The following is a 20,975-nucleotide window of genomic DNA, read 5'->3' as shown; positions in this document are numbered from 1 at the left end:
TAAGCTTCGTATGATCTGATGTTTCATGACGAAGGAGAACCGTTGACCACTCGAACGATGCCTCACCGTCGTGCGCTGCGAATCGCCGGAGCCGCTGGCGCCGGCGTGCTGGCGCTCACTCTCGCCGCCTGCTCGAGCGGTGCCGGCGACACGGCGGGTGACTCCAGCGCTTCGAGCGGCGAGTTCCCCGTGACCATCACCCACGCGCTCGGCGAGACCACGATCGACGCGCAGCCCGAGCGACCTGCAATCGTGGGTTGGGGCAGTGCGGATGCGGCGATCGCCCTCGGCTCGATTCCGGTGGGCATGCCCGAGCAGAGCTACGGCGACACCGATGGCGACGGCGTGCTCGAGTGGATCAGCGACGCGCTCACGCAGGCCGACGCGGAGACCCCCGTGCTGTACTCCGAAATGGACGGCGTTCCCTTCGAGAAGATTGCGGACACCGAGCCAGACGTGATCCTGGCCGCGAACTCCGGGCTCTCGGATCAAGATTTCAGCACCCTCAGCGAGATCGCACCGACGGTTGCCTACCCGGGCCAGCCATACGGCACGAGCTGGCGCGATACCACCGAGCTCGTCGGCAAAGCGCTCGGCAAGGAGCAGCAGGCCACGGAACTCGTGAGCCAGACCGAGCAGACCATCGCCGATGCGCTGGCGAAGCACCCGGATCTCGAGGGCAAAACCGGCATGGTCGCCTGGGTCGATGCGGCGGATCTCGGAAAGATTCAGGTGTACACGCCGGCAGACACCCGCGTGCAGTTCCTGCAGGATCTCGGCCTCACGATCGCCCCGGGCGTGGAAGAGCTCTCGAAGAACGAATCCGGTTTCGTGTTCAGCATCAGCGCTGAGCAGGCCGACAAGCTCGACGCCGATGTCGCGATCATGTTCGTGCAGGGCGGCGACCTGTCGACGCTCGAGAAGGATCCGCTGCTCAGCAAGATTCCGGCGGTCGCGAATGGCACCGTCGTGCTCACCAACGATGAGGACGTGCTGATGGCGCTCTCCTCGCCCTCGGTGCTGTCGATCCCGTGGGCGATCGACAATCTGACGCAGCGCCTCGACGACGCCGCAGCCAAGGTCAAGTGACCGCTGCCACTGCGACGGTCGCCCGAGCCACTCGGCGGCGGCGTCCGCTGAGCCTCGTGCTGGCCGTCGCGGTGGTCGTGCTGATTGCCGCGGTGCTGCTGTCGCTGACGATCGGAGCGCGCGACGTCTCGCTCGCGACGGCGTGGGCGGCATTCACGCATCCTGATGCGGCGTCGACCGATCAGGCGGCCGTGCTGTCGCGCGTCCCGACCACCATCACGGGTCTGCTCGTGGGCGCCGCGCTCGGCATGGGCGGTTCTTTGATGCAGGGGATGGCCCGCAATCCGCTCGCCGATCCGGGTCTGCTCGGTGTGAACGCCGGCGCGGCGCTGTTCGTGGTGCTCGGCATGTCGGTGTTCGGTCTGCAGCAGCCGTTCGCGACCGTGTGGCTCTCGTTCGCGGGCGCCGGCGTCGCGGTGGCGCTCGGCTATGTCGCCGCTGCAGCGAGTCCCGGGGGAGCGACACCCGTGACCCTCGCGCTCGCTGGTGCCGCGATTACGGCGCTGGCCGGGTCGGGTATCGCGGCGATCATCATCTTCGACCAGAGCACGCTCGACCGGTATCGGTTCTGGCAGCTCGGTTCGCTCACCGGCGCAACCCCGGAGACGCTCGGGCAGCTGTCGGGTTTCCTGCTGATCGGTGCCGTGCTGTCGGTGTTCAGCTCGGGAAATCTCAATGCGCTCGCGCTGGGCGACGACGCCGCGCGCGGGCTCGGCGTGCAGGTCGGCCTGCTGCGCGTGACCAGCGCGGGTGCCGTGGTGCTGCTCTGCGGCACGGCGACGGCGCTCGCCGGGCCCATCGGGTTCGTGGGTCTGGCGGTGCCGCACGCGGTACGCGCGTTCGCGGGCACCGACTATCGACGTATCGTGCCGCTCTCGGCCGCGGTGGGCGCGGCGTTCTTGCTCGTCTGCGATGTGGCAGGTCGCGTCATCGCCCGCCCGGGGGTGCTCGAGGTCGGCATCGTCACGGCGGCGATCGGGGCGCCGATCTTTATCGTGCTGCTGCGACGCGGGCGAATGGTGGGAGTATGAGCCAAATGTTGGGTGCCGGATCACCCACCCTCGTGACCCCCGAACGTCTGCGGGCCGATCGCCGCGGCAGGCGTCTTCGCGACACCGTTGTGATGGTTGCGCTCGCGTGCGGCGTTGTCGCGCTCGCCACCCTGGTGCTCGTCTGGGGCACGAAATTCACGCCGCTCGACCAGGTCCTCGCGGCACTGCGCGGCGAAAGCATTCCCGGGGTGTCGTTCTCGGTCGGCACGATTCGGGCGCCGCGCGCACTCGGGGCGGTGCTCGTGGGGGCTGCGTTCGGGCTCGGCGGCATCATCTTCCAGACCCTGCTGCGCAATGTGCTCGCGAGCCCCGATGTGATCGGAATCTCGTCGGGTGCCAGTGCTGCGGCCGTCGTTTCGATTGCCTTCTTCGCCGCCTCGGGCACCACCGTGATGGCCGCCGCAGTCGTCGGTGCAATCGCCACGGCGCTGCTCATCTGGGCGGTCGCGTCGAAGCGTGGTCTCTCGGGCATGCGTTTCGTGCTCGCCGGGGTCGCGGTCGCCGCGGGCCTCCAAGCCGTGATTGCTTACGCGCTGACCCGCACCGACGTGAACCAGGCGCACGAGGCCGTGGTCTGGATGACCGGCTCGCTCTCACGAAGTCTCTGGGACCAGTTGCGGCCGATCGCGCCGATCCTGTTCGCACTGCTCGTCATCGCATTGATCGCGGCGCGGCGCGTTCCGCTCCTGGCGTTGAGTGCTGACACGGCGCGTGCACTCGGCGTCCGCGAGCAGCGGGATCGGTTGCTGCTCATCGTGCTGGCGGTGCTGCTCGTCTCGGTGGCCACGTCGCTTTCCGGGCCGATTGCATTCGTCGCGTTCCTCTCCGGGCCGATCGCCACGCGCCTCGTGCGTCGCCCCGAGTCGCGTCCGCTCGCATCGGCGCTGGTCGGCGCCCTGATCGTCTTGCTCGCCGATGCGGTGTCGCAGCACGCATTCCCGGCTGCCATGCCCATCGGCGTGATTACGGGCGCGATTGGCGCCCCGTTCCTCATCGTTCTGCTCATGCGGGGAAGGACCCGAGTATGACCTCCCACTTGCTCGCCGCGAAAGACCTCACCGTCGGCTACGACGGCGACCCGGTGATCACGGGCCTTGACCTTGCGCTTCCTGGGTCGGGGATCACGATGATCGTGGGGGCGAACGGCTGCGGAAAATCGACGCTGCTGCGCACGCTCGCACGACTGCTGAAGGCGCGCAGCGGTGCGGTGCTGCTCGATGGCGAGCCGATCCACCGCTTGCACACGAAGCAGGTCGCGCGCATCATCGGCCTGCTGCCCCAGGCGCCGATCGCACCCGACGGCATCACGGTGTCTGAATTGGTCGATCGCGGGCGTACGCCGCACCGTGAATGGCTCGGTCGTCGCAACCAGCATGATGATGAGGTCGTGGCCGAAGCACTTGCCCTCACCCACATGGACGCCTTCGCCGACCGATCCGTCGACGCGCTCTCGGGCGGTCAGCGGCAGCGAGCGTGGGTCGCCATGGCCCTGGCTCAGGAGCCGGACATCCTTCTGCTCGATGAACCGACCACCTACCTCGACCTCGCCCACCAGGTCGAACTGCTTGAACTGCTGGTCACGCTGCAGCGCACGCGAGGCACGCAGATCGTGGTGGTGATGCACGAGCTCAACCTCGCGACGCGCTATGCGGATCATCTCATCGCCATGCGACACGGTGAGATCGTGGCCGAGGGCGCGCCTAGGGAGATCGTGACTGAGCAACTCATCGCCGACGTGTTCGGGCTCGCCTCGGTCATCGTGCCCGACCCCGTTGCCGGCACTCCGATGGTCGTCCCTGTCGGAGCACCGCACCCCATCGATCCCGAGCCGCAGCGCGCACCCGCAGCCCCCACCGACGCCCCGGAAGGAACCGCATGAGCACCACCGCCTACCGCCTGTTCGAGGTCACCGCGACCGAGGTGAGCCGACCGGCCCCGGGATTTGTGCGCGTCGTGTTCGCCGGCCCCGAGCTCGAACGGTTCGGTTTCGCGGGGCTCGACCAGCGCATCAAGCTGCTGCTTCCCAACGAGCACGGCCGGATTCCTGCGCTGGAGAACGGTGACGGCTGGTACCAATCATGGTCGGCCATGGCCGATGATGAGCGGCCGCCGATGCGCACGTACACGCCGCGCGATGTGAGTCGCACGGATGGAGAGGTGCGGGTCACCGTCGATTTCGCGCGGCACGACACCCACCCCGGCCCGGCCTCAGCGTGGGCAGAGCAAGCCGCTCCAGGTGCTGCGCTCACGATCCTGGGCCCGGATGCACAGTTCGCCGGGCCGAACACCGCGGTCGGATGGATCCCTCCGCAGGGCGCCGAACGATTCTTGATCGTCGGAGACGATACGGCGCTTCCCGCGATCGCCGGCATTCTGGCATCGCTCGAAGCCACGGCCTGCGCGCACGTCATTCTTGAGGTGGCGGATTGCGCGGACGCCGCACTCCTCGACGCCGATGCGCTGCTCGCGTCGGGGCGAGTCGAACTCACCGTGCTGCAGCGCGATCCCGCTGCGCCGGGTGCGGCCCTGGTGGAGGCGGTACGCGGACTCGAATCCGTGTTCCCGGGTGGGCTCGGCGATGTCGAGCGATCGGTGGCGGCTGCGCAGCACGAGCTGCAGGAGATCGACGTGGACCGCGACATCCTCTGGGAAGTGCCCGGAATCGACGCGTTGACCGGAACGCCCGCCGCAAGCGACACGCGTTCTTCGGCGGGATACGCGTGGCTGGCGGGAGAGGCGGGGGCCATCAAGCTCATTCGACGGCACCTCGTTGCCGAACGTGGCATCGACCGTCAGTCGGTCGCGTTCATGGGGTACTGGCGGCGCGGGCGGGCCGAGAACTAATCGGGCTGCATCGCAGATCACAGCGGACCTCAGGGTCAGGGGCATGGGTCACCCCCTAGGCTGAAGCCATGACGAAAATCGCTGTGGTTCCCGGCTCCTTCGACCCGGTCACGATGGGGCACCTCGATGTCATTCTGCGCGCAGCGCGCATCTTCGATGAGCTGCACGTGCTGGTGGTGCACAATCCGAATAAGACGGCGATGCTGCCGATCACCGAACGCATGTCGCTCATTCAGAAGTCGCTCGCCGACGCCGGCGCACCCACCAACATCACCGTCGCGTCATGGTCGGTCGGGCTGCTCGTCGACTACTGCACCGAGGTCGATGCCTCGGTGCTCGTGAAAGGCATCCGGTCGCAGATCGATGTGTCGTACGAAACCCCCATGGCCATCATGAATCGCAGTCTCGCCGACGTCGAGACCGTGTTCATGCTGCCCGACCCGGCACACGCCCACGTCTCGAGCACCCTCGTGCGACAGGTCTCCGAGATGGGCGGCGACGTCAGCCCGTACGTTCCCGTCGCCGTCGCCCGCTTCCTCGAGAAGCGTCACCCGGCGTAGGCCCGGGCGCGCACGCGGTAGACTGCTTCGGTGAGTAAGAGCCGTGTCTACGAGGAGAATATCCGCGACATCATCAACCGTCCGGGGGAGATGCGCGAACGTTCGCGCACGCTGACGGTTCCCGAGAAGTTCGGCGAGGGGCTCGCTGAGATTCCTGCGGGCGTTGAACTCGATCTCGATGTGCGCCTCGAATCGGTGCACGAGGGCATTCTGGCCTCCGCTGAGATCGCGACGACCATGCACGCCGAGTGCGGTCGGTGCCTGAAAGATTTCACCACGCCGTTTCAAGTCGAGTTCCAGGAACTTTTCGCGTATACTCCTACGGAGGCCGAAGAGTATGGGGTTCACGGTGATCACGTGGATCTTGAACCCCCGCTCCGAGACGCGGTAGTGCTTGCACTGCCGTTCCAGCCTGTGTGTCGTCCGGACTGTCCGGGACTCGATCCCGAGTCCGGTGAGCTGCGCGACACCGAGGCTGCGGTGGCAAACACCACGGATGTAGATCCGCGGTGGGCGGCGCTGGCGGGTTTTGCTCCGGAAGGCGCGAAGACCAACGCAGTCGAGGCTGAAGAAGACCACGGCTCGGGTGAGACTCCCGAGTCCGAAAGCAAGTAGGAAAGAGAGCATCATGGCTGTTCCCAAGCGGAAGACGTCGCGATCGAACACCCGCCACCGCCGTTCGGCGTGGAAGGCCGAGGCCCCCACTCTGGTGAAGACCGTTGAAAACGGTCGCACCGTGTACAGCCTCCCGCACCGCGCCCGCGTGGTCGAGGATTCGCAGGGCAACGCCCTCTTCCTCGAGTACAAGGGCCGCAAGGTCGCTGACGCCTGAGTTGACCCAGAGCGTTGTAGAGCCGTCGGGCTCCCCTGAAGGGGACCCCGGCGGCTTTCTCCTTGCATTCGGCGTTCGGGCCGATCCCGAACTGATTCGACTCGCCCTGACACATCGTTCATGGGCGTACGAGCACGGCGGTGCACCGCACAACGAACGACTCGAGTTTCTCGGCGACTCGGTGCTCGGGCAGGCTGTCACCGTGAAGCTCTATGAGACCTTCCCTGATTTCAGTGAGGGCGAGCTCGCGAAGCGTCGCGCCGCACTCGTGTCGACCGTCGCACTCGCCGAAGTCGCCCGACAGCACGGCATCGGAGAACTGCTGCGTCTCGGCAAGGGTGAAGAGCTCACCGGTGGGCGAGACAAGGATTCGCTGCTCGCCGACGCGGTCGAGGCGGTGATCGGGGCGGTCTACCTCTCCACCGACCCGGCGACCGCGACCCGCTTCGTGCTCGATCTGATCGAGCCGCTGCTCGAAGACGCCGATCGGTTCCTCGAGTCGCTCGAGGCACTCGACCCGAAAACCTCACTGCAACAGGAGGCCTCGCGTCGCGGGCTGCCGCACCCGCCGTTCGAGACACGAGGCTCGGGCCCCGACCACGACCGGCGGTACACGTCGAGGGTGGTTCTCGATGGCATCGTCGGCGAGGGAACAGGGACCAGCAAGAAAGCCGCCGAACTTGCCGCGGCTCGCGACGCCGTGAATCGACTGCGCACGCCCGCGAAGCGTCGGCGTGCCTGAACTCCCCGAAGTCGAAGTGGTGCGCGCCGGGCTGGCGCCCGCCGTCACCGGTGCCCGTGTCGTCTCGGCTCAGGTGATGGATCCGCGCGCGTTGAAGCGCCATCTGCCGACCGCTGGCGACGATGGTCTCGGCGGCCACGGAGTGACATTGACGGCTGCGGCTGGCGCGGCACGCTCGGGCGACTTCGAACGGCGCGTGACCGGGCTCACGCTGAGCGCGCCCGAGCGTCGAGGCAAGTTCTTGTGGGTGCCGACGAGTGGTCGGTCAGCCGCAGGGGAGCCGCTGGCGCTGCTCGCGCATCTCGGCATGAGCGGCCAGGTGTTGCTGCGCGCGCACGACGCGGTCGACGACCGGCACGTGCGCATTCGGCTGTGGATCGCGCACCCCGACCACGGTGAGCTGCGGGTGGACTTCGCCGACCAACGGCTGTTCGGCTCGCTGGCGCTCGATGCGTTGCACCCCGCGAGTGACGGGCCCGGTGTGATTCCGACGCAGGCCGCGCACATCGCGCGCGACCCGCTCGACCCGGCTTTCGACGATGTCCGTTTCATCGCCTCGCTGCGCTCGCGTGCTTCCGGGGTGAAGAAGCTGCTGCTCGATCAGACGCTGATCAGCGGTGTGGGCAACATTTACGCCGATGAGGCGCTGTGGCGAGCACGGCTGCACCCGGAGACACCCGGCAGTGCGGTCGGCCCGCGCAAGGCGGTGGAGTTGCTTGCACTGTTGCGTGCGGTGTTCGCACAGGCACTCGTCGAGGGCGGCACGAGCTTTGATGCGCAGTACGTCAACGTGAACGGGCAGGCGGGGTACTTCGCGCACTCGCTCAACGCGTACGGTCGCACCGGGCAGCCCTGCCCGCGGTGCGGCACCCCCATCACGCGCATCGCCTTCGGCGGGCGTGGGTCGCACTTCTGCCCGAAGTGTCAGAAGCGGCGCACCGTATCCTGAAGGCATGGCAGATGCGGCGACACGTGCGATCGCGAACCTCGGGGGAGCGGGTTGGCGATATCGCCCCTCGGTGCCGTCGGAGTCTGAAAAGCCCGATGCGCTCGGCAACGCGTCTCCTGCGCTGCTGACGTGGGTCAACTCCTTCAGAGAGTTGTCGAGCTCCGACGATGCGGTTTGGTTTCTGAGTCGAGAAGACTTCGCAGTCGAAGACGCCGACGGGTTCGCGTGGAATGCCTACGAGATGCTGAGCCTGGATACCGCGAACACTGCAGCGGAAGTGGCCGCAGTCACCGCTTATTGGCGCGAGCACATCCCAAGTCTGCTCAGCGTCAGCGGCCATTACGCGTATCTGGCTGAGCGTGCGGACGGCGCGATTGTGCACGGTACAGAGCCCGAGTTCGAGGTCTCCACTGTGGTGGCACCTGATCTGACGACGTTTCTCAACGCGCTTGCCCAACCGGGAGACCCGCGCGCTGCGTTCCTCGGCCTGATCGGGTGACACCGCGCGCTGAGACACGACAGGCATAGACTGGCGCGATGACGCAGCCGTATTCGTCGCAGGTTCCGCAGCCGCAGGTTCCGCAACCGCAGCAGTTTCAGTATCCGTACGCCGTGTTCACCGGTGCATATGGAGACAACTCGACCGGTGCCTATTATCCGGCGCGCGCAGAGATCAGCAACGGGTGGATCACGCTGTGGGTTATCAATGCCACGGGGTGGGCTCAAGTGTTCCGTGTGGCGGCGACCGAGGTGACGGTGAAATCGGCAGCACAGCGCATCACCCTGGTCGTGCGGGGACAGAGCTGTCCGCTGCTCGCCGATCCGACCGTGGTCAACCGGGTGCTGCGCTATGGCATCGCAGGCACCGTCGCGACGGTGCTCGACCATGATCGATTCGCGGCGGGCGTCGACGTCAGCCGAGGCTTGACGCAAGTGTCGGCCGCGGGGTCGTGGTTGACCCAGGGAGGGCCGGAGTTCATCGCCGCCGCACGCGCATCGGGCGCTCGAACCTCTCGGATGGGCTACGGCGCGCTGATCGGTATCGGCTGCGGCGCCGGGATCGCCGTCGTGCTGCTCGTGACGGTGGTCACCGTGGCGATGCTCAGTCTGTAGCCCGCAGAACAGCATCCCGCAGAAACGACAGCGGGGGCCGTGCGTTGCCGCGCGACCCCCGCTGATTTCGCGTCTACGCGCGCGAGCGCACGCGCACTCGGCGTGCGAGCACGAGGCCTGCACCGAGCGCGATGAGCAGTGCGGCACCGCCGATCACGCCCACCGGCAGCGCGGAAGACGCTCCGGTGACCGGGAGCTGCGACGTAGCAGCGAGCTCGTCGGCCGAGGCGATCGCGATCGGCACCCATCCGATGATGGTGCCCGACGCGTCATACGCGGCGAGGCGATGCTGACCGCTTACGTTCTCGGGCAGCGTCACGGAGAAGGTGTTGTTCGCGCTCACCGTGTGCGTTCCGAGATCCGTCGGCGACGAGAACAGGTACGCAGCGACGTTCTGCCCCGCGTACTCGTCGCGGATAGCGACCTCGATCGTTGAGCCTGCGATTGCCGTCGGCGGGGCCACAATGCGCCCCTCGAGCTCAGCAGTCAAGTCGTCTTCCGACGGCGTGACCGAGATCGGGTCGGGATCAACGCCCGGGTGAGTGCCGGGATCGGTTCCGGGGTCAGTTCCGGGGTCAGTTCCGGGATCGGTGCCCGGATCGGTCCCGGGGTCAGTTCCCGGGTCGGTTCCCGGGTCAGTTCCCGGATCGGTCCCGGGATCAGTTCCCGGGTCAGTGCCGGGGTCGGTTCCGGGATCAGTGCCCGCACCGGCGAAGGTCACCGGGGTGAACGCTTCGAGTGCTGAGTCGCGGCCACCGTGCGCGCCGATGGTGAAGACACCGCAGGTGATCCCGCTTGCCAGACAATCGACCACTGCGCCCGAGGCGCCGATGAACTTCGACTGCACGGTGAATCCGTCGGCCGTGAAGCCGCCGTCGGCGAAGACGCCCTGTGCCGAGCCCGCTGTCGCGGAGTCGGGCCACGCGATGAAGCGCTGATTCGCCATTTCCGGAATGTAGTCGTAATCGGTGCCGAGCTTGCCGCCCTGCGAGGGAGCCTTGGTCGAGTATCCGAACAGCAGATACGCGCCCGAGGTGTTGGTGTGCTTCTCGTAGCCGGATCCCGACACCGAGACCGCGGTCTCGTTCGCGAGATCGGCTCCCGGTGTGACGACGAGCGCGGGGCCGCCGTCGGGGTCGGTGTCGATCGGCTCAGACGTCACGGTGACGACGGCGGTATCGGTCGTGACCGATTCGCCTCCACCCGTGAACACTGCGCGATACGAGTACGTGCCCTCAGTGAGCTTGGGCGTGACGAAGGTCGGCTGAGTGGCGCCGGCGATATCGTTCCAGGCCTCGTCGACGAGCTGCTGCCACTGCACGGTCGGCGCGGGGGAGCCGGCGGCACTCGCGGTGAGTGTCGCGGTGCCGTCGACGGCGATCGTGACCGAGCTTGGCTGCTCAACGACGGTCGGCGATGCCGGAGTGAACGGGTTCTTGCCATCGCCGAGCGGGTCAGCATGATCGATGCGCGCGCCGTCTGTCGCAGCCGCATCGGTCGACACTGCTGCGGTCGCGGTGACCGGGAGCGGGGTCTTCTCAGGGTCGCGGTCGCTGCCGCTCGCATAGAACCAGGGCTGGTTCGAGACGTCGAAGTAGCTCACGAACGACAGCGGGAAGCTGTTCGGGTAGGTGAGCCCGGCGCCCTGCGTGTAGCTGCGGCCTTCCCATTCGGGGGTGCCCGAGAAGGTGAGCGAGTCATCTGAGCCAGTCGTCAGGTCGCTTGCGGCGAACGTGGCGACGATGACCCGGCGGTAGCTGCTCTCGACCGGCCCACTCCAATGGCCGCCGCCATCGTTCCAGGCGACCTCTGCCGTCAGCGTGGCGCGACCGTCGGCTCCCACGGCGAGATAGGGATCGGCGAGTGCCATGTAGAGCCCGAGGTATCCGCCGTACGGGCGGTAGATGGCAGTGCCCTGCCAGGTCATCTGGGCCTCGCCGGTTGCGGCGTTGCTCCATCCGGTACCGCTCGTGAAGTCGAAGCCCGTGTCGCCGAGCGCGACATTCGGAGATGCGGTGTCGCGAACCCAATCGTGCGCGTACTGCGAGAGATCGAGCGTGAAGCTGGCATCGCTTGTCGTCACCGCACCCGCGGGCGCTGCCCCGAGGGCAACGCCAACGGGCGCCATGACACTCACCGTCGCCGCATCGCTCACGACCTCCGAACCACCCGATGTGAACACGGCGCGGAACTGCGCACCTGCGTCACTCGCCGTGGCGGTGAAGGTGTAGGTGTTCGCAGTCGCCTGGTCGATGTCGGTCCACGTCTGGCCATCGGCGGAGCGTTGCCACTGCACTGCAGGGGTATCGGCCGCGGTAGCTTCAGACTTCAGCGAGGTCTGCTCGCCGACGCTGACGCGAGCGGACTCCGGCTGAGCGGTGACGCGCAGGCTCGTGTCGACTTCCTGTTCGTCTGCGAAGACGATGCGCGTGGTGTTGCTGGCGCGCGAGCCGTAGGGGCTCTCGACGCGGTAGCGCCAGAGCGCGTCCAGCTGCTCGGTGGGAACCTGCAGTTGCGACGAGAACGAGCTGGTCGTCGACGTCGCCCAGACGTCTTCACCGGTCTCCTGGCGCAGGTACGGTGCCTCGTTGTTCAGCGGATCAGGCTGAGCAGCGGGGAGCGTGGTGACGTTTCCGATGTCGGACAGCGCTGAGTTCCACGATTCGCCGCGCTTCGCCCACGACTTGCCCTCATCGAGGCTGTACTCGAACCACACACGGTTCAGCTGGATGTCGGTGCCGGCAGCGCCGTAGCCGAAGTCAATGCCTGCGCCGCGCGTTGCCGAGTTGAGGCTGAGCGTCGAGTAAGGCTTCGGTGCGGTGATGTACTCGGTGCGATACGAGTAGGATCCGGAATCGAGCGCGACGAGCATCGTCGTGGCGGGGCGCCATCCGATGTGCGAGCGCAGCGAACCGGCGATGACGGTGCCTGCGACGTCGAGCGACGTGCGTGCGGTGTCGTTTTCGGTGGCGAATCGCAAGATCGAGTCGCTCTGCGCAGTCGTCACCTGCAACTCGTCGAGGTACCCCACGTAGGCCAACGATGCGGCGTCTGCGCCGAGGTCGAGCACCTTGCGAGTCGACTGCACCCCCGACGAAGAGTTGGCGTCGACCAGTGCGACATGTCCGGCGTCGTCGGCGACAGCGACGAAATCGTTGGCGTCGAGCAGCCAGTGCTGCACCGTTCCGAGGCCCTCGACCTTCGCGGAGGCGGGGGATGCGAGGCTGTAAAGCGATACGGAGTCGATCTGGCCAGGCTTGCTCGAGAACACGTTGCCGTAGGAATCGGTGGCGAAGGATCGCTGAGCGCCGTCGAACGGCAGCGCGAAGGGCTCGCGACCGGACTGCGGGGCCAGTCCGTACGTCAGTCGCTTGCCCGCGTAGGCATCGGCATCGCGGTAGACCGCGAGCATGCCGGTGCTGAACGGGTTCAGCAGCTGCAAGTCGGCGAGCGCCACACCCGTGAGCGACTTGAACTTCGCGGCGTCGGTCACGGTGAATGTCGAGGTCGACGTCGTGCCGAGCGTGCCTGCGCTGGGCGTCGTGACGGTGAGGAGGCGTCGTTCGCCTGCCTGCTCGCCGAGCACGTAGACGTTGAGCGGTCGCGGTGCGGTCTGATCCCAGTCGACGGCGGCGGAAGCCGAGGTCACCGAGTCCAGGTACTGCGAGAGATCCAGGCTCTGCGTGACCTGACCGGTTTCTTCGGTGACCTGCTGCAGCACGATGCCGGCGTCGGATGTGACGGTGCGCAGCGTGTTGTTGCCGTTCTCGGACGGGGTGTCGATGAGGAGTGCCTGCGCGTTCGCGCCGATCGTGTCGGGCTGTGCGGTTGGCGTGCTGTCGAATCCGGCGTAGAACGGATCATTGGCGGGTTCGCCACCCGTCCCCGAGCCGGGGTCGTCACTCGAGTACAGCTGAATCTCGCTCAGCGTCGGCGTGTAGATCTCGCCGGGGAGCATGTCGGTGATCGACAGACGCACTTTCTCAGTGCTGATCTGCTCATCGAGGTTCAGGGTCTTGTTGTGCCCGATCCCGCCGCTGTATGAGCCGAAGGTGCTCCACGCGCCCGATTCCGCGTCCCACTGCTGGAGCTGGAAGTGATCGACGCGCGGGTCGGTGCCCGAGTCCGTGTACTCGTCGAGATAGACCTCGTCGAAGGTCTGCGTTTCGCCGAGGTCGAGATCGATGGTGATGGGGAACGTGGCATCGTCGGCTGCGGCCCAACGGGTCTGCACAGAGCCGTCGACGAGGTTCGCGCCCGCGAGCGCGCTGTTGTTCCAGGGGTGGGTCGAGCTGGCGGTGACTTGGGCGCCGTGCGCGAAGTTCACGCGCCCGGTCACTGCCTGTGCGGTCGAAACGCCGCCCAGCGTGACGACTGCGACCAGCGCTGCAGCGAGCGCCGGCTTCAGGATTCTTCGGGACAAGGGATTGCATCCTTTCGGCGCGCCGAATCGAGAGCTGTTCGCGGGTCGGCGCGTGGAGTGATCAACACAGGAGGCACCTGAGATCGCGGCGTGCGCAATCATCGGAGGTTGCCGAGGTAAGCCTATCCTTAGTGTGATGTCATTCTGAAACGATTCAGTAACGCTGTGCTTCGCGGGGTGCGCGATCCGGGGCTGGGTGGAGTGGCCCGGAGTGGCCCGGAGCGATCGTGCGTGGGTGCGGGAGCTTAGTCGCGAGTTGCGGAGCGCTCGACCGCAGCGATGATGCCCGTCAGTTGATCGCGGAGTGCGACGAGTTGCTCAATGGGCAGGCCGAGTCGATCGACGACGGCGGGAGGCACCGTGAGTGCGCGTTCGCGAAGCGCGGTGCCCGCCGTGGTCGGGGCGAGGGTGAACGTGCGCTCGTCCTCCGCAACCGGTGAGCGTTCGATGAGCCGGGCCTGCTCCAGGCGCTTGATGATGGGCGAGAGCGAGGCGCGGTCAAAGTGGAGCAGCTCGGCAATCTCTCCGAATCGCAGTGGCGTGCCGCCCCAGAGTGCCAGCATGACGAGGTACTGCGGATGCGTGAGGCCGAGTGGCTCAAGGATGGGGCGATACACCCCGATGACGCTGCGGTTCGCGACGGCGAGTGCGAAGCACACCTGGCGGTCGAGTTCGAGCGGATCACCGGAAAGCTGTGCCATGCCGACGATTCTAACTCGTTCGTGCGTGAACGAACGTGATATGATTTCGTTTGTGCGCGAACGAAAACGACGACTCTGGCATGCGACGCCGTGGGATGGTCAGCCCGGTTTCTGGGCGGCCTGGCGGCGATTCTTCTATCAGTTCGAGGGGACCGCGCAGCTCGGCGACCCGAACGAGCCGGCGTACATCGCTCCCGCGGACCCGAAGTGCCCGATCTGCGGCGCCTCGATGAGTGTTCACCGCGTCGATCGCGGAGGCCCGGGCAAGCCGACCTACCTGCGTTGTCCGCCGAATGAGGTTACGGTTGCGCAGTCTGGGGATGCAGACCGTCCTGCGACATGATGCGGTGGGTGTGCAGCTCGAGGTCGATGAACCCGGCGATGAGCGCGCGATAGGCCCCTTCGACGACGTCGGGTGAGGCGTTCGCGGTGCGTGCGAGTTCGCGCACTTTCTCGATGACCTGCTCGACGCGGGCGGGCGCGCGAACAGCGGATTCGTCGGACTTCAGCGATCCTGCTCGAACGACCCAGCGCTGACGCTCCGCGATGAGATCGACAATGCGGCGATCGAGGTCGTCGATCTGAGCACGCACCTCGGTCATGGTGGGGGTGCGCTCGGCATCGACGGTGTCGTCTGCCGTGCTCGTGCCGTGTGCGGTCACGGGTGTGGGAGACGCAGCGTCGTCGAGCCGCAGCTCCATGCACGTGAGATCGAGCCAGGAGCCGAACTTCGCGCCGACCTCGGGGAAGGTGCCGACGCGCGTGAATCCGAATTTCTCGTGCAGGCGGATGGAGGCGGCATTCGTCGCATCGATGCCGGCAATCATCGCGTGTTTGCCGAGCAGCCGCGCCCGGGCGATGAGCTCGCCCATGAGGAGTGCGCCGACTCCCGTGCGACGCACGTCAGTGCGCACATAGATGGAGTGCTCGACCGTCTGCCGATACCCCGAGAACGGGCGCCAGTCGCCGAAGGACGCGTAGGCGATGGTTTCGCCGTCACCGCGCTCGGCGATCAGAATCGGGAAGCCGGAGCGGGCGCGATCGCGCATCCAGGCACGTCGGTTCTCGATGTCGACCGGGGTCTCGTTCCAGATCGCCGTGGAGTGGAGCACCGCGTTGTTGTAGATCTCGGTGATGGCCGCAAGATCGTGTTCGCCGGCGTCGCGCACCCGCAGGGGTGTCTGGGCTGCAGTCTGGTCGTTCGCGCTCACGGGGTTCAGGTTAGCGGGATCCCTGAGCGAAGAGCCGAATCAAGCCGACGATGACTGACACGCCGATAAGCGCTACTGAGGCGAGGGTCAGCGCGCCCGTGCCCCACAGTTGGAGCGCTGCGTACGACATGCTGACCGCGAGTATGCCGGCCGCGAGGGCGATCTGCGCGAGCATTTGCCCCGCGGTACGACGTATGCGCGCTTCGTTGCCTTCATGGATGGGGAACGGAAGGCTCAGCGGCACACGGCGAGTCGAGAGCCAGGCGAACACTGCGGCGAGCGCGGAGACGAGCACGATACCCGCGATGGCGGCCCCGGGTGGCCCCCAGGCGTCAGGTTCGCCGGTGATGCCGAAATGCGTCGGCATCGGGTGAGGCAGGCGGTGCAGGTGCGTCGCAATGTTGCCCACCGCGATGACCGCACACAGGTAGGCGAGACGCCGCACCCACCTCGTTGCCTGGCCGATGCGAAATGCCGCCGGGTCGGCTGCGTCTTCGGTCGCCAGGGAATTCGGGTCGTGCGCGAAATTCATACGTTCAAACTAGCGTGGCGGCCGTACCGCTACACCCGCACCATGCGCACGATCCCCACAACGAGCGAGACGACGAGGCTCACGAGCCCGGCAATTGCAAATGCGAGGATCGGCAATCGAATCAGCACGGCGAGCGAGAGACCGAGCAGCATTACCGCGACAATGCCCGTCTTCCACACAATCATCTGCTCGCCTGCGCGGTAGAGGCGTTGGGCGTTCTCCTCGGTGAGGGGAACGGGATAAGTGAAGAGTCGGGGCGCGTGCGACACGATCGCGAGCAGCACTTCGATGAGGGCAAGCGCCGCGAGCACGACGAGGAGCGTCGACTTCGGGCCGTACCCGTCTGCACGGCCAGCGTTGTCGAAATGCGTCGGGATGGCATCCGGCAGCGCCGGATACGCGAGGAGACTGCCCACCACCGTGAGGGCAGTGAGGATCAACGCGCCGCGTCGCACCCAGACCGTGCCGCGACCCGTCGCGTACCGGCGCTCCGGCCGCGCGATCAGCGTGCCGGCCGGCGGCTCAGGGGGCAGATCATCGGGGTGCACACGGCCACGGTACTCCTCGCACCGCACTCACGGCAGTGCCTGTGTCAATGCCGCATCGCGCTCGCCGCAGCGCTCGCCGCAGCCCGCGTCGCCGCCGCGACTCGGCAGATTGGGCCGTCGCGGGGCCGTAGAATCGCCCTATGAACTTCATGCGTCTGAGCTGGGGCATGAGCGCCGCCGTCTGGTTCGCCGTCATCGTGCTCGTCTGCGTCGGCCTGGGCCCGCTCGCGGTCATCGTGGCACTGGTGTTCGGGCTCGGCCCCGACGTGTCGCTGCTCGGTGCATTCTCTGAACGAGGCCGACTGAAGCCGAACCGCGTGCGGCTCTACAACACGTTGCACACCATGATCACGCCGGTCGTGCTGCTCGCCATCGGCCTCATCGTCTTCTTCCTCACTGGCGGGGTGAACGGCGGGTTCGTGTACGTGGCGCTTGCGGGCGCAGCCTGGTTCGTGCACATCGCAGCGGATCGCGCGTTCGGCTTTGGGTTCCGCGACGCCGACGGCACGATCATCCCGGTGGGCGTCACCATCTGACGCTTCCCGCCGCGCGCCACTGCCGGGCCGATCACAGGTTGCCTTAAGGTGAACTCAGCGCCCGCGCGGGGGTGCGGCGCTCACGATACGAGGAAGGACCGGCGTGCATCTCAAGAGCCTGACGCTCAAGGGCTTCAAGTCCTTTGCACAGCCGACCACATTCCAGTTCGAGCCCGGGGTCACCGCGATCGTTGGCCCGAATGGATCGGGTAAGTCGAACGTCGTCGATGCGCTCGCCTGGGTGATGGGCGAGCAGGGCGCCAAGACGCTGCGCGGCGGGAAGATGGAAGACGTCATCTTCGCCGGCACCTCGACGCGCGGACCACTGGGGCGAGCCGAGGTGAAGCTCACCATTGACAATGCTGATGGCGCGCTGCCGATCGAATACACCGAGGTGACGATCAGCCGCACGCTGTTCCGTAACGGCTCGAGCGAGTACGCGATCAATGGCGAGTCGTGCCGGTTGCTCGACGTGCAGGAGCTGCTGAGCGATTCGGGTCTCGGGCGCGAGATGCACGTGATTGTCGGCCAGGGGCAGCTCGATGCCGTTCTGCGCGCGACGGCGGAGGATCGCCGGGGGTTCATCGAAGAGGCCGCGGGCATTCTGAAGCACCGGCGGCGCAAAGAGCGCACGCTGCGCAAGCTCGAGGCCATGGAGACGAACCTCACGCGTCTGAACGACCTGGCCGGTGAGATTCGTCGTCAGTTGAAGCCGCTCGGCCGGCAGGCCGAAGTGGCGCGGGCGGCGCAGGGGATCGCCGCCGAGGTGCGTGACGCGAAGGCACGACTGCTCGCCGACGATGTGCACCGCCTGCGCGCCGAGCTCGACGCGCTCGCGCGCGATGAGTCGGAGCAGCACTCCGAACGCATCGTGCTGCAAGAGCAGGTCGAGCAGAAGCAGCTGCGCATTCAACGTCTTGAGCACGAGCAGCAGAGCGATGAGCTCGATGCGGCTCGACGCGTGACGATCGGCCTCGAATCGGTACAGTCGAAATTACGCGGCCTCTACGCTCAGACGCAGCAGCGACTGACCTTCCTGGCGACGCAGGCGGAGGCGCCCGAGCAGTCGACGCGACTCTCGCGTGCCTCGGTCGAGGAGGCCGGCGACGAGGCCGCCCGGCTCGAGAGCTTGGTTCCGGAGACGGAAGCTGCATGGCAGCGTGCGCAGTCGGCGACGCGCACGGCTCAGCAATCGCTCGACGCCATCGACGAACACATCGCCGCGCAGAGCGAACTCGTGTCGAAGCACGATCTGCAGCTCTCTCAGTTGCGCGGGCGCGCTGAAGCCGCAGAGCAGAAGCGTGCGACCGTGGCGCAGGAGGTCGAACGGCGCGAGGCTGCGGTCGCCGGCGCAGAAGCTCGCGCTGAGGAGGCGCGGCTTGCGCTCGCAGAGTTCGAAGAGCGCGAGGACCTGGCCGACGATTCGGTCGATGAGCAGTCGGGTGAAGATCGCGACGCGGCGTATCGGGCTGCGCAAGAACGACAGGCCGCTGCAGAGCAGCAGCGCGACGCAGTGCGGGATCACCTCCACCAGCTGGAACAAGAACTCGCGGGGTTGGAGGCACGTGTCAGCGCACTGACGCGGTCGCTCGATCGTCGCGACGCGTCGGGGGCGCTCTTGAGCGATGCGCCCGATGGCATTTTGGGTCGGGTGGCCGACCACGTGCGGGTCGCGGAAGGATCGGAAGCCGCGATTGCCGCAGCGCTCGGTTCGTTTGCCGACGCCCTCGTCGCTGATACGGCAGCGGCCGCGGGTCGCGCCGTAGCGTCGGCTCGAACGCAGGATCTCGGCCGTTTGCGGGCCGTGATCGCTGGCGCTGCGGGTCGTGAATCCGATGCGGCTGAATCGAGCACCATCGACGCTCCGACGGTTCCGGGCGTGACGCGCGCGATCGACGCGCTCATCGACGCCCCCGCGGGGGTGCGCGGACTCCTGGAGCGCAGCTACATCGCCGCCGATCTCGACGGTGCGATCGCGACGGCCGAAGCTCTGCACGCGCGCTGGCCATCGGGCGGGTTCACCGTGGTGACCGCAGCCGGCGATGTCGTCACGGCGCACACGCTGAGCGGCGGGTCGGGGCAGGCTCCCTCACGCATCGAACTCACGGCGGAACTCGAACAGGCCGAGCAGCAGCGCGCTGCGGTCGCCGAGTCGGTCGCAGAGCGCGAAGCTGAGCTCGCTGAGCTGCGTGCGGCCTCGAGCCGTGCGAAGACCGACGCGCAGGAGGCGTTTTCCGACCTCAGAGCCGCTGATGCTCGCCTCGCCGCGGTCTCCCAAGAGCGCAATCGTCTCTCGGCGCGCGCCGAGTCGGCGGTGGCCGAGGCCGAGCGTGCCCGCCAGGCGCTCGCGTCGGTGGCCGAGTCTGCGACCGGCGCAGCGGCGGAGGCAGAGCGGGCAGTCCATGCCCACGATGAGGCGTCCTCGAAACCCCGGCCCATGCTCGACGCCAGTCAGCGCGAGGGCGTCTGGGCTGACGTCGAACGCGCCCGCGCAGCGGAACTTGAGGCTCGCCTCGCACTGGAAACCGCGCGCGAACGTGCGCGCGCCGCGGCAGCGCAGCGAGCAACGCTCGCCGAGCAGTTCGAGGCCGAACGACGCGCTGCCGACGAAGCCGCCCGCCGAGCGGTGCTGCGAGCGCGGCAGGTAGCGCAGGCAGAGCGGGTTGCCGCACTGCTTCCCGCGATCCTCGACGCATGCGATCGTTCGCTGGCCGAGGCGCGGATCGCGCAGCAGCAGGCCGAGCAAGAGCGTGCGCGCCACAGCCAGGAACTCACCTTGCTGCGTTCGGAGGAATCTGCGGTGCGTCAAAAGCTGCAAACGCTCACCGAGCGGGTGCACGGCGCCGAACTCAAGAGTTATGAGCGCAAGCTGCAGCTTTCTGCGCTGCTCGAACGCTCCGGCAATGAGCTGGGACTTGTCGAAGACGTGTTGATCGCGGAGTACGGCCCTGAAGTCGCCGTGCCGATCGATACGGGAGAACCCGTGGCCGCACCCGCGACCGCTCGTTCCAATGCCCCGTCAGAAACGCCTGCGTACGCGAATGATCTCGAGGCGCAGCTCGCCGCCGAACTCGGACTCGATGCCGAGGGGGAGCGATCCGCCGAAATGCCGGGCTCAGTCTCTTCGGAGACCGAGTCGGATGCATCCGAAGCCACGCAACCGATGCGCACGGTTCCCTTCGTGCGCGCCGAACAGGAGCGGCGGCTCGCAAAGGCCGAGCGCCGCCTCGCCGAGCTCGGGCGAATCAACCCGCTCGCGCTCGAAGAATTCGCGGCGCTCGAGCAGCGGCACAGCTTCCTCACGGCACAGCTGCAGGACCTCGCGAAGACGCGCACCGACCTGATGGCGATCATCGACGACCTCGATGAGAAGATGCAGGGCATCTTCGCTGCCGCGTTCGAGGACACCCGGGTGGCCTTCGCCGAGGTGTTCCCAATCCTGTTCCCGGGTGGATCCGGCGAGATCGCGCTGAGCAACCCCGACGACTTGCTGAACACCGGCATCGACATCGCGGTGCGACCCGCCGGCAAAAAGGTCGAGCGGATGTCGCTGCTCTCGGGCGGTGAGCGCTCGCTCGCGGCGGTGGCGTGGCTGATGGCGATCTTCCAGGCCCGACCGAGCCCGTTCTACATCGTGGACGAGGTGGAGGCCGCGCTCGACGACGCGAACCTCGGCCGTCTGCTGCAGGTCTTCGAACGGCTCCGCGAGAATTCGCAGCTCATCATCATCACCCACCAGAAGCGCACGATGGAGATCGCCGACGCCCTCTACGGCGTCTCAATGCGTCAGGACGGCATCTCCGCCGTCGTCGGCCAGCGGGTCGGCCGCGAAGAGGACTGATC

General features: G+C 67.1%; 19 protein-coding genes. 14 read left to right on the top strand and 5 right to left on the bottom strand.

Features of this window, described 5'->3' with window-relative positions; genetic code table 11:
* The first annotated feature begins 42 nt into the window (after positions 1-42).
* The 12 genes from ACZF5Y_RS09025 (at position 43) to ACZF5Y_RS08970 (ending at position 9,181) form a co-directional block, all read left to right on the top strand.
* The gene (locus ACZF5Y_RS09025; RefSeq protein ID WP_497532309.1) at positions 43-1,089 is read left to right on the top strand and encodes an iron-siderophore ABC transporter substrate-binding protein; all 1,047 of its coding nucleotides are present in this window, start codon (positions 43-45) and stop codon (positions 1,087-1,089) included.
* Entirely contained in the window at positions 1,086-2,120 is a 1,035-nt protein-coding gene (locus tag ACZF5Y_RS09020; protein WP_497532307.1) for a FecCD family ABC transporter permease, read from the top strand. The genes ACZF5Y_RS09025 and ACZF5Y_RS09020 overlap by 4 nt, the downstream gene beginning before the upstream one ends.
* Positions 2,117-3,169, top strand: a complete 1,053-nt coding sequence (locus ACZF5Y_RS09015; RefSeq protein ID WP_497532306.1) for a FecCD family ABC transporter permease — start codon at positions 2,117-2,119, stop codon at positions 3,167-3,169. The genes ACZF5Y_RS09020 and ACZF5Y_RS09015 overlap by 4 nt, the downstream gene beginning before the upstream one ends.
* Positions 3,166-4,020, top strand: coding sequence for an ABC transporter ATP-binding protein (locus ACZF5Y_RS09010; protein WP_497532305.1), 855 nt, complete (start codon positions 3,166-3,168; stop codon positions 4,018-4,020). The genes ACZF5Y_RS09015 and ACZF5Y_RS09010 overlap by 4 nt, the downstream gene beginning before the upstream one ends.
* The gene (locus tag ACZF5Y_RS09005; protein ID WP_497532304.1) at positions 4,017-4,985 is read left to right on the top strand and encodes a siderophore-interacting protein; all 969 of its coding nucleotides are present in this window, start codon (positions 4,017-4,019) and stop codon (positions 4,983-4,985) included. The genes ACZF5Y_RS09010 and ACZF5Y_RS09005 overlap by 4 nt, the downstream gene beginning before the upstream one ends.
* 68 nt (positions 4,986-5,053) lie before the next feature.
* Positions 5,054-5,545 (top strand): pantetheine-phosphate adenylyltransferase, encoded by a 492-nt coding sequence (gene coaD / locus ACZF5Y_RS09000; protein ID WP_497532303.1) that lies wholly within the window; start codon positions 5,054-5,056, stop codon positions 5,543-5,545.
* Positions 5,546-5,575: 30 nt separating this feature from the next.
* Positions 5,576-6,160 (top strand): YceD family protein, encoded by a 585-nt coding sequence (locus ACZF5Y_RS08995; RefSeq protein WP_497532302.1) that lies wholly within the window; start codon positions 5,576-5,578, stop codon positions 6,158-6,160.
* A 13-nt stretch (positions 6,161-6,173) separates the two neighbouring features.
* Positions 6,174-6,377 (top strand): 50S ribosomal protein L32, encoded by a 204-nt coding sequence (gene rpmF / locus ACZF5Y_RS08990; RefSeq protein ID WP_053353224.1) that lies wholly within the window; start codon positions 6,174-6,176, stop codon positions 6,375-6,377.
* 1 nt (position 6,378) lies between these two features.
* Positions 6,379-7,119, top strand: coding sequence for a ribonuclease III (gene rnc, locus ACZF5Y_RS08985; RefSeq protein ID WP_497532301.1), 741 nt, complete (start codon positions 6,379-6,381; stop codon positions 7,117-7,119).
* Positions 7,112-8,068, top strand: coding sequence for a bifunctional DNA-formamidopyrimidine glycosylase/DNA-(apurinic or apyrimidinic site) lyase (gene mutM, locus ACZF5Y_RS08980; protein WP_497532300.1), 957 nt, complete (start codon positions 7,112-7,114; stop codon positions 8,066-8,068). The genes rnc and mutM overlap by 8 nt, the downstream gene beginning before the upstream one ends.
* Before the next feature lie 4 nt (positions 8,069-8,072).
* The gene (locus ACZF5Y_RS08975) at positions 8,073-8,567 is read left to right on the top strand and encodes a hypothetical protein (RefSeq protein WP_497532298.1); all 495 of its coding nucleotides are present in this window, start codon (positions 8,073-8,075) and stop codon (positions 8,565-8,567) included.
* Between the two features lie 38 nt (positions 8,568-8,605).
* Positions 8,606-9,181, top strand: a complete 576-nt coding sequence (locus ACZF5Y_RS08970) for a hypothetical protein (RefSeq protein WP_497532297.1) — start codon at positions 8,606-8,608, stop codon at positions 9,179-9,181.
* A 73-nt stretch (positions 9,182-9,254) separates the two neighbouring features.
* On the opposite strand, the gene ACZF5Y_RS08965 is transcribed toward ACZF5Y_RS08970, so the two are convergent.
* The 5 genes from ACZF5Y_RS08965 to ACZF5Y_RS08945 all read right to left on the bottom strand — a co-directional run bounded on the left by ACZF5Y_RS08965 (position 9,255) and on the right by ACZF5Y_RS08945 (position 16,596).
* Positions 9,255-13,604, bottom strand: coding sequence for a discoidin domain-containing protein (locus ACZF5Y_RS08965; protein ID WP_497532294.1), 4,350 nt, complete (start codon positions 13,602-13,604; stop codon positions 9,255-9,257).
* A gap of 245 nt (positions 13,605-13,849) precedes the next feature.
* Positions 13,850-14,305, bottom strand: a complete 456-nt coding sequence (locus ACZF5Y_RS08960) for a MarR family winged helix-turn-helix transcriptional regulator (protein ID WP_497532292.1) — start codon at positions 14,303-14,305, stop codon at positions 13,850-13,852.
* Positions 14,306-14,604: 299 nt separating this feature from the next.
* Entirely contained in the window at positions 14,605-15,516 is a 912-nt protein-coding gene (locus ACZF5Y_RS08955) for a GNAT family N-acetyltransferase (RefSeq protein ID WP_497532291.1), read from the bottom strand.
* A gap of 10 nt (positions 15,517-15,526) precedes the next feature.
* Positions 15,527-16,048, bottom strand: coding sequence for a DUF1648 domain-containing protein (locus tag ACZF5Y_RS08950; RefSeq protein WP_497532289.1), 522 nt, complete (start codon positions 16,046-16,048; stop codon positions 15,527-15,529).
* A 29-nt stretch (positions 16,049-16,077) separates the two neighbouring features.
* Positions 16,078-16,596, bottom strand: a complete 519-nt coding sequence (locus ACZF5Y_RS08945; RefSeq protein WP_497532288.1) for a DUF1648 domain-containing protein — start codon at positions 16,594-16,596, stop codon at positions 16,078-16,080.
* Positions 16,597-16,736: 140 nt separating this feature from the next.
* On the opposite strand from ACZF5Y_RS08945, the gene ACZF5Y_RS08940 reads away from it, so the two are divergent.
* Together ACZF5Y_RS08940 and ACZF5Y_RS08935 are read left to right on the top strand one after the other, a co-directional pair.
* Complete coding sequence (locus tag ACZF5Y_RS08940) at positions 16,737-17,132, top strand: DUF4260 family protein (protein WP_497532287.1); 396 nt, start codon at positions 16,737-16,739, stop codon at positions 17,130-17,132.
* 103 nt (positions 17,133-17,235) lie between these two features.
* Positions 17,236-20,973 (top strand): AAA family ATPase, encoded by a 3,738-nt coding sequence (locus ACZF5Y_RS08935; protein WP_497532286.1) that lies wholly within the window; start codon positions 17,236-17,238, stop codon positions 20,971-20,973.
* Positions 20,974-20,975: the final 2 nt, after the last annotated feature.

The organism is Leucobacter sp. WKLB1 (genome assembly GCF_059696215.1).
The sequence above is the reverse complement of the archived record's forward strand: the minus strand, read 5'-3'. Positions and strand labels throughout refer to the sequence as shown.

Coding starts and splice junctions, on each gene's coding strand:
- ACZF5Y_RS09015 (WP_497532306.1), top strand. CDS start 2,117: ATGAGCCAAATGTTGGGTGCCGGATCACCCACCCTCGTGACCCCCGAA.
- ACZF5Y_RS09010 (WP_497532305.1), top strand. CDS start 3,166: ATGACCTCCCACTTGCTCGCCGCGAAAGACCTCACCGTCGGCTACGAC.
- ACZF5Y_RS09005 (WP_497532304.1), top strand. CDS start 4,017: ATGAGCACCACCGCCTACCGCCTGTTCGAGGTCACCGCGACCGAGGTG.
- coaD (WP_497532303.1), top strand. CDS start 5,054: ATGACGAAAATCGCTGTGGTTCCCGGCTCCTTCGACCCGGTCACGATG.
- rpmF (WP_053353224.1), top strand. CDS start 6,174: ATGGCTGTTCCCAAGCGGAAGACGTCGCGATCGAACACCCGCCACCGC.
- ACZF5Y_RS08975 (WP_497532298.1), top strand. CDS start 8,073: ATGGCAGATGCGGCGACACGTGCGATCGCGAACCTCGGGGGAGCGGGT.
- ACZF5Y_RS08970 (WP_497532297.1), top strand. CDS start 8,606: ATGACGCAGCCGTATTCGTCGCAGGTTCCGCAGCCGCAGGTTCCGCAA.
- ACZF5Y_RS08960 (WP_497532292.1), bottom strand. CDS start 14,305: ATGGCACAGCTTTCCGGTGATCCGCTCGAACTCGACCGCCAGGTGTGC.
- ACZF5Y_RS08950 (WP_497532289.1), bottom strand. CDS start 16,048: ATGAATTTCGCGCACGACCCGAATTCCCTGGCGACCGAAGACGCAGCC.
- ACZF5Y_RS08940 (WP_497532287.1), top strand. CDS start 16,737: ATGAACTTCATGCGTCTGAGCTGGGGCATGAGCGCCGCCGTCTGGTTC.